Source organism: Pseudomonas ceruminis, from assembly GCF_021602025.1.
Lineage (GTDB): Bacteria > Pseudomonadota > Gammaproteobacteria > Pseudomonadales > Pseudomonadaceae > Aquipseudomonas > Aquipseudomonas ceruminis.
This window is the reverse complement of the sequence record NZ_BQHW01000021.1, coordinates 1-11,945: the sequence shown is the minus strand read 5'-3', so window position 1 is coordinate 11,945 and position 11,945 is coordinate 1. Positions and strand designations below refer to the sequence as shown.

General features: G+C 58.2%; 8 protein-coding genes and 1 pseudogene. 8 read left to right on the top strand and 1 reads right to left on the bottom strand.

Features of this window, described 5'->3' with window-relative positions:
- Positions 1-4: 4 nt before the first annotated feature.
- The 7 genes and pseudogenes from L6D80_RS21550 (at position 5) to L6D80_RS21525 (ending at position 10,457) form a co-directional block, all read left to right on the top strand.
- The gene (locus L6D80_RS21550; RefSeq protein ID WP_176515384.1) at positions 5-652 is read left to right on the top strand and encodes a LysE family transporter; all 648 of its coding nucleotides are present in this window, start codon (positions 5-7) and stop codon (positions 650-652) included.
- Positions 653-745: 93 nt separating this feature from the next.
- A complete protein-coding gene (locus L6D80_RS21545) occupies positions 746-1,900 on the top strand; it encodes an iron-containing alcohol dehydrogenase (RefSeq protein ID WP_176515382.1) in 1,155 nt (384 codons plus the stop codon).
- Between the two features lie 2 nt (positions 1,901-1,902).
- Positions 1,903-3,015, top strand: coding sequence for a serine hydrolase domain-containing protein (locus tag L6D80_RS21540; protein WP_176515380.1), 1,113 nt, complete (start codon positions 1,903-1,905; stop codon positions 3,013-3,015).
- Between the two features lie 69 nt (positions 3,016-3,084).
- Positions 3,085-4,083: pseudogene (gene serA, locus L6D80_RS21535) on the top strand (phosphoglycerate dehydrogenase); the annotation flags it as partial.
- Between the two features lie 628 nt (positions 4,084-4,711).
- Positions 4,712-8,686 (top strand): hypothetical protein, encoded by a 3,975-nt coding sequence (locus L6D80_RS21530; RefSeq protein ID WP_176515376.1) that lies wholly within the window; start codon positions 4,712-4,714, stop codon positions 8,684-8,686.
- A gap of 95 nt (positions 8,687-8,781) precedes the next feature.
- Positions 8,782-8,964 (top strand): LysR substrate-binding domain-containing protein, encoded by a 183-nt coding sequence (locus L6D80_RS30390; RefSeq protein ID WP_223849238.1) that lies wholly within the window; start codon positions 8,782-8,784, stop codon positions 8,962-8,964.
- 818 nt (positions 8,965-9,782) lie between these two features.
- Complete coding sequence (locus tag L6D80_RS21525; RefSeq protein ID WP_176515372.1) at positions 9,783-10,457, top strand: DUF6088 family protein; 675 nt, start codon at positions 9,783-9,785, stop codon at positions 10,455-10,457.
- A gap of 246 nt (positions 10,458-10,703) precedes the next feature.
- Here the strand turns inward: L6D80_RS21525 and L6D80_RS21520 are convergent, their stop codons facing one another.
- On the bottom strand, positions 10,704-11,156 hold the full coding sequence (locus L6D80_RS21520; RefSeq protein WP_223849153.1) for a hypothetical protein: 453 nt from the start codon (positions 11,154-11,156) through the stop codon (positions 10,704-10,706).
- 85 nt (positions 11,157-11,241) lie between these two features.
- Here L6D80_RS21520 and L6D80_RS21515 point away from each other — a divergent pair, with 85 nt between their 5' ends.
- Positions 11,242-11,526, top strand: a complete 285-nt coding sequence (locus L6D80_RS21515; RefSeq protein ID WP_176515370.1) for a helix-turn-helix domain-containing protein — start codon at positions 11,242-11,244, stop codon at positions 11,524-11,526.
- Positions 11,527-11,945 lie beyond the last annotated feature (419 nt).

Sequence of the window (11,945 nt, the reverse complement as noted above, 5' to 3'; positions counted from 1 at the left end):
TCCCATGACCCATGAATTTGCCCTGTTGCTGGCCCTGGCCGGCGCATTCATCGTATTGATCATCAGCCCAGGTCCGAACTTCCTAGTCATCACGCAACTGTCCATCGGCCAGTCGCGTCAGCAGGGCATCTGCGCCGGCCTGGGCGTGGCCTCCGGCAGCATCGTCTGGGCGTTGCTCGCGGCCACAGGCCTGGGGCTGGTGTTCCAGCGGCTGCCGTTCCTGCAGCCGGCCCTGCAGGTGCTCGGTGGCACCTACCTGATCTGGCTGGGTAGCAAGAGCCTACGCAGCCCCGGAAAACCGCCGGCCCCCCGCAACCTCGACGCGCTGGACATCGGGGGCCTGAGCCGTGCCTACCGGTTTGGTCTGCTCACCAACATGACCAACCCCAAGGCCCTGGCGTTCTACACCAGCGTGTTCACCACGGTGTCGGCACCCGAACTGCCGATGTGGGTGCGCGGCGCCGGAGTCGCGCTGATCGCGGTGCTGGCCATTTCCTGGTTCGTGCTGCTGGCGACCCTGTTTTCGGTCCCGGCCGTACGTGTGCGTTATCAGCGCATGAAAAAGCCGATCGACATCATCACCGGCCTGCTCATGGTCGCGTTCGGGCTGCGCCTGCTGATTGGCCTGATACAGACCTACTGGCTCAATTAATCGATCACCGCCTGCGCCTCCAGCAGAGGCGCGGGTGGCTGCGCCGGTCTCTCAGATCAGGCCTTCACAAACACTTTTCATCAAGGAACCACGATGCATACCAGCAATTGGCATTACCCGACCTCCATCCGCGTCGGCGCCGGACGCGTGCGCGAACTGCCCGATGCCTGTCGCGCAAGCGGCATCAAACGGCCGCTGCTGATCACCGACCGCGATCTGGGGCACAGCGACATGATCCTCAAGGCCCTTGACGATTGCCAGCGCACGCTAGGTCACTGTGCCCTGTTCGACCAGGTCAAGGGTAACCCCACAGGCGACAACGTTGCCGCGGGTGTGCAGGCCTACAAGGCCGGTCAGCACGACGGCGTCATCGCCTTCGGTGGCGGCTCGGCACTGGATGCGGCCAAAGCTGTGGCTCTTATGACGGGGCAGCGCCGGCCCTTGTGGGATTTCGAGGACATTGGTGACAACCATTTGCGCGCCGACCCCAACGGCATCGCACCGCTGATCGCCGTGCCGACCACCGCCGGCACCGGCTCGGAAGTCGGGCGCGCGGCAGTGATCACCGATGAGCAGGCGCGGGTCAAGCGCACGATGCTGCATATCCGCATGATGCCCAGGGTGGCGATTCTCGACGCCAGGTTGACGCTGAGCTTACCGCGCCACCTGACTGCTGCCACGGGTATGGACGCATTGACTCATTGCCTGGAAGCCTGGTGTTCGCCCGTGTGGCATCCCATGGCCGAAGCGGTGGCGGTCAAAGGCATGCAGATGATCGATCGCCATTTGCCCCGGGTGGTGGCCGACGGTCAAGATCTGGAGGCGCGCGAGCAGATGCTGGTAGCCTCCAGCCTCGGTGCGGCGGCCTTCCAGCGTGGCCTGGGGGGAGTGCATGCCATCGCCCAGTCGCTGGGCGCGTTGTATGACCATCACCATGGCCTGCTCAATGCGATCCTGCTGCCTTATGTACTGCTCGCCAACCAATCGTCGCTGCAGAGCCAGATGAGCGACCTGGCGCATTATTTGCGCTTACCGACTGCGGGCTTCGCCGGCGTACTGGACTGGTTGCTGGCATTGCGCGAAGAAAGCGGCATCGCGCCAGACCTGAGCATGCTGGGCATCGACGACCGGGATGCCGAGCTGATCGGCCGGATGGCGTTCGCCGACGGCTGCTCGCACACCAATCCGATCCGCCATGATGCACAGGGCTATCAGCGCATCTTCTGCCACGCCCTTCGGGGGCTGTGAGAATGGACCGGTTGGACGAGTTATGGCGCCACCAGCTCGACAGCGGCCGCATCGTCGGCGGTGTGCTCCTGCTGGCCGAGGAGGGCGAAGTCCGCTATGCCAGTGCCCGAGGTTGGGCAGACCGTGAAGGACGTCAAGCGGCGCAGCGCGACACGGTCTTTCGACTGGCGTCACTGACCAAGCTGCTGACCTCGGTGGTCACGCTGCGGTTGGCGGAATTGCAATGCGTCGAGCTGGACGGTCCGGTGCATACCTGGCTACCGGACTTCAGGCCACGGCTGGCCGATGGTCGCAGGCCGGATATCAGTCTGCACCATCTGCTTTCGCATACCGCGGGGCTGGGCTACGGCTTTGAGATGGCGACGGCTAACCACTACGCGCAAGCGGGCATATCCGACGGTCTGGACGACGTGTCTTTCAGCTTGTCGGAAAACCTGCGACGGCTGGCCGAGGTGCCGTTGCTGTTCGAACCCGGCACGCGCTGGCGTTATTCACTGGCCACCGAAGTGCTGGGGGCGGTGATCGAGCAGGCCAGTGGGCTATGCCTGTCCCAGGCCGTGGCGCGGTGGGTCACCAAGCCGCTGGGCATGCGACATACCGGCTTCGCGTACGCCGCCGGACTGGCGCGTCCTTACAAGGATGCGCAGGGCAGGCCGGTTCCCATCTCCGATCACGACCAGTTGGTCCTCGATACTGGCTGCGCCCAAGTCTCGGCGTGCAGGGCTCGGCGTGCAGACGCATGGCCTTCGGCAGGCGCAGGCCTGCTCGGCACCGCCGACGATTACCTGCGCCTGCTTGAGTGCCTGCGCCTTGGCGGCAGTCCGCTGCTGACTCCGCAGAGCACTGCACTGTTGACCACCGATGCCCTGAAAGGCCTGCCCATGGCCAGCCGTGGCCAGGGCTGGGGCTTCGGCCTGGGGCCTGCAGTGCTGACCGATCGGCAGGCAGCAGGACAGCGACACGCTTCGGGCACTTGGGGGTGGTGCGGCTTGTACGGCTGTCACTACTGGGTCGACCCACAGGCCCGAATGAGCCTGGTGGCGCTGACCAACACCGCGGTGGCGGGCGCCTGGGGAGCGCTGGCGGACTCGATCGTCGACGCGATCTATCGCTGAGCGGGCCTAAGCCCGAAAGGCAGGGCACCTGTTGCTTTCACTATTTCGAATATTTCAGGGACGACACCCATGACTATACAGTTTGCCGACAAAAACCAGATCCGCTTCCTGCTGCTGGAGGGCGTCCATCCCTCGGCCGTGGATAGCCTGGTGTCGTCGGGCTACCACAGTATCGAGTATCTCACCGGCGCACTGTCCGACGCCCAGCTCAAGCAGAAGATCGCCGATGTGCACTTTATCGGCATCCGCTCACGGACCCAACTGACCGCAGACGTGCTGGCCTGTGCCCCGCGTCTGGTCGCTGTCGGCTGCTTCTGTATCGGCACCAACCAGGTCGATCTCGAAACTGCGCGTCAGCGCGGTATCGCCGTCTTCAATGCGCCTTTTTCCAATACCCGCTCAGTGGCCGAGCTGGTGCTGGCCGAAGCCATCCTGCTGCTGCGCGGCATTCCTGCCAAGAATGCAGCCTGTCATAGAGGTGCCTGGCTGAAGAACTCGGTCAACGCTTTCGAGATCCGTGGCAAGAAGCTGGGGATCATCGGCTACGGTTCGATCGGCGCTCAGTTGTCGGTCTTGGCCGAGAGCCTGGGCATGCAGGTGCTATTCCACGACGTGCACGCCAAGCTGCCTATGGGTAACGCACGGCAGATTCCGTCGTTGCTCGAACTGCTGGCTGCCAGCGACATCGTGACGTTGCATGTGCCGGAAACGCCCACCACCCGACTGATGATGGGCGAACGCGAGATCCGTGCGATCAAGAAAGGCGGCATCCTGCTCAATGCCGCCCGCGGCAACCTGGTCGATCTGCAAGCACTGGCCGCCGCGTTGACCGATGGGCATCTGCTGGGCGCTGCTGTCGATGTCTTCCCAGAGGAACCTCGCTCGAGCGACGAAGCGTTCACGACGCCATTGCGTGGCTTTGACAACGTCATTCTTACCCCCCATATCGGCGGTTCCACCGTCGAGGCGCAGGCCAGCATCGGCCTCGAGGTGGCGGAAAAACTGGTCAGATACATCGAACAGGGTCTATCGACCTATTTACAGAATGGTATCGACCGCATGTTGCCGTTTCCCCTGGCTCAGGCTTGTTTGCATGCGGCTGCGCATCATGATGATGGTGTGCAAGATCAATGTGGTCATGATCAGCAGAGGGTCGGCCTTGATGTGCCCGGCCACCTAGGAGTGCCATAATTACAGGAGGGGCCTGCATCTATAGGATTGGCCTGGCCGCGAGCGCTTGGCCTGATCGGTCACCGGATAGGGTCACGAGACCAAATGATCGAAGGTCTTACCCGCAGATGGCAAGTTCTTACGAGAACTCTGGAATCTCTCTGCTGGCTACGCGCAGCCTGATATTTCTCAGCCTAGACTGTTTCTACCGCAGCGGTCTTCAGTCGTATTTATTTCAGAAACCTGCACCAGGAAGGTGGTTCTAGTGAATTTAATCCGTAGCAGGCGAAGGAGCCGCCAGGGCCCTTGATCCAAACGCGCTCCTCCCTTTAGCCACGTCGCCCTTCAGTACGAGGTTTTCAGCTGCTATGGCAGCATACCACTCGAGACTTCGATATATTTCCGACAGCATGTCGGCCAGGGACGTGGCTTTGCAGAGATTGAAGCCGACATCCGTTTGGGCCTGCTCGCTGCACGCACGGGTGACGCTACCGATGTAACCCGCTTGCTATTGTGTCGAGACGAGGTGGGGCGCCGCGCCACTGCGCTCGAGCATGCCGAGCAACTGCCTCTGGCCATGTTGGCCGCCGGAGAGCTCAATGCAGCATGTGCCTTCGTGCGTGATTTCCCTGCCAAAGGGTACGAAGTTGTCGATGCCTTTCTCGCCCTGGGGGATGTTGATCGGGCTAAAAATCTTTTTGAACACCTTGAGCCTTTGTCGCAGCTGCATACGTCGCGATTCGAGCACTACGGGCATGCTCACAATGTGGCGGAATTCGAAAAGTGGGCTCGGCGGGTTTTTCATTTCCGCGATTTTGAGCAAATACGCCACGCAATTACGCACCTTGAGGCTGAAAGTCAGTCTGACGCCACTTACGTTGCATCCGTTGCCCTCGAAGAGTCGATCAGTGTCAGGCTAAAACTGCAGTTAGCACAGGCGGTAATGCAGCATCAACCGGACATCGATTTCGTTGAGCTGCAACAGCAATTGGATTTCACCGTGTCGATGCCAGCGGCGTTAATGGTCGATGCGGGATTGAGCTGTCTGCAGCAAGGGGATGAATGTGCAGCCCTGACGCTCTTCCGCCTGGCCGAGCTGCAACGTGACTTTTCCGAGCTGCCCAATGCGCATTTACGGACCATGGCGCTGCTAGCGGCTCAAGCGGGTGATCTCGCCCGAGCAAGCGTTCTATTCGAGCGTCTCGTCCCCCCCGCCATGGCGATGGGCGATGATGAGCTGCACAATCATGCCGCCTCCTGGCTAGTGGAGGCTGTGCTTGAGCATGCTGAGCTCGCAAGCTTATTAGGCAAACCTCTGTCTCCGGTTGCCCCCTCCAGGCACGCCTTGCTACGTCCCCTGCAGAGTCTTGCAACCCAGGTGGGCGAGTTGTCAGGTGAAGTTCAACGCAACATCGCGCCGATTGCACCGGGCCGGGCGCTGAACTTGTGCCGGCGTGCCATGGAGTACGTCCTGCGTCTGCCGTCACGCGATGGCGCCGACTACTCCTTGACTCACCTAGCCATTACCGTGGCGCCGGTGATGGCGCGAAAACTGATCCGAATTGGGGCGGTCTGCCGAGAAAGCGAGTTTCGCGAGATGCTTGACGCACTCGATCAGTTGGCTGCAGACATAACAACGCATCCGACCTCTCTGCTCAGGCGAGAGATTGCCGTTGCCGCCTACGCGGTCGATGGCGATCGACAAGGCGCATCAGAGCGCCTGCATCGCTTGGTGAATGAACTGGTCGAGAACACACCTAGCGAGCAATTGGATGTACTGGCTGATTTGGTGGCAGCCTTCGCCAGGATTGATGACGACTACAGCGCCCGCCAGTTGTTGGCGAACCTTTCAGCACATTCGCTGGGTTATGCGCTCGCTGCGCGGAAGGATCCCCAGTATGCGCTGTGGAGCACCGTGCTGGCCCGCGCCAATGCGGCAGCGCCGGAGCAGCGCGCTGCACGCACTCAACTGCTCATGCGGCAAGTGCAAGGTATGAGTGAAACCGAAGGGTTCAGCGCCGCCTGTCGTATAGCTCATACCCTGATTGAGGAGGGTATGCGCGACAGTCCGCAATTGGGTTACGAGATCTCGCAGGCACTTGGGTCGTGGAGCCTGATCGGCTGGCCGAATCGAATGGACGTGCTCTTGACCGAAATGCTGCGTCGTTCGCCGGAGCTGCAGCCTGCAGCGATAAGCGCGTGGTGTGAGTTGGTCTTACCCTACTACGAAGAGCCGCATTATCGTCCGGCCACAAAAATCGGAGCGTTTCTCGATGTCGCGTTGATGGCCGGCGGAACGGGATTGCTTGCGGACTCCGTAGCCCAGTTGCAACAGGCGATCGAGCGGAACAGCGCAGCTCACTTGCGCCTTACCTTGATCGAGCGCTTGCATGAGCGAGCTAAGCACTACGGTTATGCGAGTGAGATCCTGGATCTCGCGGTTCAACGCTGGGAAGCCGATGCGCCTCCTTCGCGCGATCACAGTAGTCGGCAGCGATACGATGACGCATGCAGTCTCGATGAACTACAACAGGCCTTTGAGGCCGAAACTGCAAACCTCAGCTATGAAGCACCGTATCGGTTCCTTGCGCTCGCCGAGGCTGCCCCGCTTGATCAGGTTGTCGCGATGTTCGAGCAATGGGAACTGCTTCGATCGAAGGAGCGCTGCCGTTACATGATGGTAGAGCGCCTCGTACAAGCTGGTAATACTGGGCATGCTCGACGCCTGCTGAATAGTGACGAGGCGGTCGAGACGCAGCGTCGCTCGTGGAGTCAATGGATGGGCGGAGAGCAGTATTATTACTTCAAGGCGCGCCTCACCTTGGATGGAGTTTCCACGCACCCTGTCGCGTTTGCCAGCTTCGTCGATTCACTGATTACGGGCGAGGATGGCAGCATGATCTTGCTCGCCGAAATCGAGGATATTCTGCCCATCATCAGTGAGCAGCCCGACTGGGCCGCTATTTGGGACTTGGTCGCTGAACAACTGCAAAGCACCCGCGAATTCCAACTCGGACAGCCCTTTGAACCTTCACAAACTGCACTGGATGACACCCAAGTGCTTGCCGAACTGTTGCATCAGGCGCTGCGACTGCCCATCACCTGTGTGAGGCGTCAGGCTCAGCTTTGCGCGTTGCGGCTGGCCGCGCAATCAGGAAGTGGTGAGCAAGCATTCTGCCTGACAATGGATCGGTTGCTGGCAGGTACGCTGGATGAGCCATGGCAAGCCATGCAGACATTACTGTTGGCTAACGAGTCCAGATTAGCTGCCACACTGGGTGCGAGAGTCGCGGCGCTGGCGCACCACGGTGACCTAGGCGTCGCTATTGCGGCCAGGCAGTTGGCATTGCAATGGGGACTGTCGGTATCCGTGCCCCGGGTCACCCTTCCACTGGTTTATCAATTGACCTTGGACGATGATGCCGACGACAGCTTGACGCTGATCGATAAGATGGCCGGAACAATGCGGATTGAGGATCCGATGGGGTGGACCTTGCCATTTATCTCGGTCGTTAAAATGCTGTCTAAAGTCACGGGGATTGAGGAGGTTAATATTAGGCATCGGGCGGCGATGTTTATTACTGAGTGGGGCGGCCTGGGCAGCTTTGGGCAAGCAGCAGACACCGCCTCGCGTAGCCACCTGCAAGATTTGGAAATGAGGATTCCCTATGTCAAACCGCAGGCGTGGGCCGGCATAACCGCCTTACGATACGTGGCTGGGGAGTTGTACCAGGCGGGGTTGATAGCAGGATCTCGGGTACCCGCTTTACTGGAGCAACTCAATGCCTCGGTGCCGGTGCTGCCGATGAGACCGATCGGCGTTCGGCCACGAGGAATTGCCCGACAGCTTAGCGCTGAACACCTAGATTGGCGGGTTAGAGACCAATTGTGGTTGGACCAAGTAAAGCATGATGTAGCAGTTTGGCCCGCGGATCAGGACCTGCTAGTTCTCGCCGAAGTTTCTAAGTTCGTAACGCAGCAACCGCGGCAGTACCGGCTCCGTCAGTTGCGGCTCCGCGCGGCAGTACTCGACGGTCAACCACGATTTGAGGAGCTGTTCGCCTCTCTGCCTGGGGTCGTCTGGCTGGGTGAGGAGGTCGCGCTCGACAATGAATGCTCGCCGAATTTCATTCGACGCTACTGTAGTTCTTCGCACTCGCCAGATAAATTCGAACACAATTTGACCCTGTGCCCCAATTGGTTGCTGCGCCTGGGATGGTCGGCTTCGTCAAAGTCCCCTTGGACTTACGTTGATAACGCGTCGGCACTCATGGCTGGGGTTGCATGGTGGCAAGACGCTGGCCCCCTCGATTTGAACAGCGTGGCAACCTGGGGGGAAGGGTGTTTCATATGGTTAACTCCCGCTGGTCTAGAGCAAATACAAGCATTGGCGGGGGAGATCATCATCGATACTTTCGCTCAGAGAGAATTCGTCAAGATCGGGGAACAGCTCAAAGTGAAGGTTGCGAACGATGCTTATGTACTCCAAGTAGCCAACTAGGATCCGGTTCTTGACCTTACGCGCCGAAATGGGCGCTTGAGTGGGCACTGACGTGTCAGGTCACTGATTCATAAGGCTCGTTTGAAAGGGTCGTAATTCAGCCGCGGCATACGGTGGCTCATGGGGAAGCCATGCTAGATGCCACGCTCAGCGGTTTGGGTATCGCATGGCTGACCAACTGGCCGGAGGCAACAGAGATGCATCAGGGCCGACTGGAGGTTATGCCGTTGACCGCGACGGCACAGCAAGTTCCAATTTATGCATGGTGGCGCGAATAGGCGATCTTTCGTAGAAGGGTGAGCTGTGGTCGATGCTTTGGTCAACGCTCATCTCTCGCTGGCTGCGTGGGAGAGCGATTCTAAGCTGCAGTAGGCCACCTTTTCGAGGCGCCTTTGGGCTCACGCGCTGAGCACCTAAATCCCATTGTATGAGCTCGCGCCAGAGCTTAGGCCTGCACAGCGATTGAAAAATAAAGCCCGCCTTGAAAGGCGGGCTATCGAATGCCTCCAAGGGGAGGCTGATCGCCAACAAATCTCGGAGCAACCTTTTTCAGGATACACAATATCAAGCGCGATGTCGTTGCACGCTCAGGGGTGTAAAGAGATACCAATGGAGATCCCCCGAAAAAGAACATCCGGTGGGATGGATTGGAGGTATTCTCATCACGCGTCAAATGTCGGCATCGATATCATACGCCGCGCCATATCCAGCACTCTCGCACCTCTCGATTGATCAGATTTGCGAGATGCATGCCCTTTTCATAAAGGGCGCCACCGTGAAGAGCCTGCTGGCTGAGTACGGAATTGAAAGCACGCAAAAGCAGCTTCAGCCGCTGCCTCAGCGCCGGCGCTCAGGACCTCTACAATTGGATAATAAGCTGCGCACCAACTAGCGAAAAGGAGGTGTGAATCAGTTATCACGTCCCGCACCGAAGGTCGTATGCCAGATCACCTTTGAAGAAGGTGATTCGTCGCTTGCCCATGTGCAGGCGCACCTAAACTGCAGTTAATGTTCTGATGGAATAGTGCCTAGCCCAAACAGTAGCCTGCATATCGCTTAGCGTGTCCATACAGAAATTCGGGAGTTGGAGCCATCCATGTCTGTCGCTGAGTCTATTGCTAAACGGGTCAAGCACATGAGGAAGGGAAAACCCTTTAACAAAGCTCTTTTTGCAGAGGAGGGCTCTCGCACTTCGGTTAATAAAGCACTGTCTCGGATGACGCGCAGCGGCTTATTGGAGCGCGTGGCTCGCGGCATTTACATGCGGCCCAAGATAAGTGAGTACACTGGTAGGAATGTCCGAGCTAATCCGATTACAGTCATGGAAACGGTTGCAAAGGCCAGCGGCGAGACAATTCAGATTCATGGCGTGGAAGCTGTACGAAGACTGGGACTTAGCACCCAGATGCAGGTTCTACCAACTTACTACACCAGCGGGTCGACACGAGAAATCAAGATGGGTAACGCGGTAGTTCGGCTGCGTCATTCGTCTTGGCAACGTCTCCAGCAAGCTGGGACCCAAGCGGGTTTAGCCTTGACTGCGCTGTTTTATCTTGGGAAAGAAGGAATGACTGACCAAGTCATCGGTAAGATCCTTTGCTCGCTTAGCGCTAAAGAATACAGCGAGCTCATGGCCTGCAAGATGCCCAACTGGATGCGGAAGGTATTGGCCGGTTTTCACGGGAATGATCAGCCACAGATGCGGTCACAGCGCTTCTGTGCATTTACCAGGCTTAGCTCACCGCATCTTTTCTGTGGGTCCTGCCAATAACCCTACTGGTTCGGCATCCCGACCAGCAGCTACTGCTTTTGAGAGAAATCTTCCACTCCGGCACGCATAGGATTCAGATTCTAAGATAGATTTGGCCTCTTGAATAAATTGCGCTTGGAGCTTCCATTTCGAGGTTTTGATCTTACGGCGCCCTTTCATAATATCTCCGTCATCGCCGATCCCGGCACAGGTTCCACAAAATGATGGAATACTCTTTGACCTTCCTATCTCGTCTCCAAGAGCTGACTAGCGCTGGAGGTCACGCTCAGACGAAAACAGAATGCTATAGGGCGCCAGATTCTTATCAAGATCGTCCCTCAGCGAATAAATGGTCCCGCTTGCCACTTGATAGACGAGAAAGTTTGATCCGTCCTGGGGGTCGGTAGCGATCCCTGCCATCGTCAGTGGCTCCATGAGCCAGCTTGATTGTTTATTGACGTGGGGAGGGGTTACCAGTTGAACCTCTTCAACCCACACACGATCCGACTGCGCATCGATGAACTGTTTCAGTTCATGTGCATGGTACATCATTAGCATGCTGGCAAAATTTTCACGCCCCGACCTATGCACAACCTGCATATAAAACCACGGCATTATCAGTTCCTGCTCAACGAAGCTCCACACCCTTTGTCCGGCGGGTGACGCGGGCTCATCTGGCAGGTCGAACGCAATTTCCGCGCGCGGATAGGTAGTGAACATGGCAACCTCCCTAAAATGAACACTATAGATTGTAGCCCTATAGGATTCGATAGCGCTTCATCGTTCCTTTTGTGGGAACGTAAAATTGGAACTCAGCATCGCGTTCGGCCTTGCGCTCAAAAAGGTTCGAAACAGCAGAAATCTCACCCAAGAGGATTTCTCTACCGTGAGCAGCCGTACGTATCTCAGCTCGCTGGAACGAGGCCTGAAAAGCCCTACGCTGGAGAAAATCAATCAGCTAGCAGGTACGCTCGACGTGCACCCGCTCACCATCCTCGTAGCCACATACGTCACGCGGGACGCCGACCTGGATGTTGAGGGTCTTTTTCAGACAATCAAAGATGAATTGGCCGAGATGAGCTCTTTCTAAGACCTCTCTCAATGACGCGCTAGGGCCTATCGCCGAACCCGGGATGAGTGAGCGCATGCCATCGCTTGGCATGGAGGTCTTTGAGGGTTCGGCGTGATCAAAAGGGGCAGGGCAGAAGTACATCGTTGGCTACCACCAGATTGAGAGGCATAAGATCTGCCTGGTGTCTGGTGTGCAGGGATGCACTGTTGACGCAGTCTTGCCTGTTCCGCGTTAGGTTCGGCCACATCAGCCGATTGGAGCCTTGGAGCATGAAAATGACTATTGGTAGACCCCCAGTTCGACTCGTCCTAGGGAATCTCCGAACAAGCCTTCAGTTATGCGAGAATCCCCGCAACACCTGATCCGAGCCGCCCATGAGCCAGATGAGCTTTTCCGACTTTGAGTACGCCGGCAAGCGCAAGCAAACCCGCCGAGAG

Excerpts from the sequence above, each read along its gene's own strand:
- L6D80_RS21550 (WP_176515384.1), top strand. The coding sequence starts at position 5 with ATGACCCATGAATTTGCCCTGTTGCTGGCCCTGGCCGGCGCATTCATC.
- L6D80_RS21545 (WP_176515382.1), top strand. The coding sequence starts at position 746 with ATGCATACCAGCAATTGGCATTACCCGACCTCCATCCGCGTCGGCGCC.
- L6D80_RS21540 (WP_176515380.1), top strand. The coding sequence starts at position 1,903 with ATGGACCGGTTGGACGAGTTATGGCGCCACCAGCTCGACAGCGGCCGC.
- L6D80_RS21525 (WP_176515372.1), top strand. The coding sequence starts at position 9,783 with ATGTCTGTCGCTGAGTCTATTGCTAAACGGGTCAAGCACATGAGGAAG.
- L6D80_RS21520 (WP_223849153.1), bottom strand. The coding sequence starts at position 11,156 with ATGTTCACTACCTATCCGCGCGCGGAAATTGCGTTCGACCTGCCAGAT.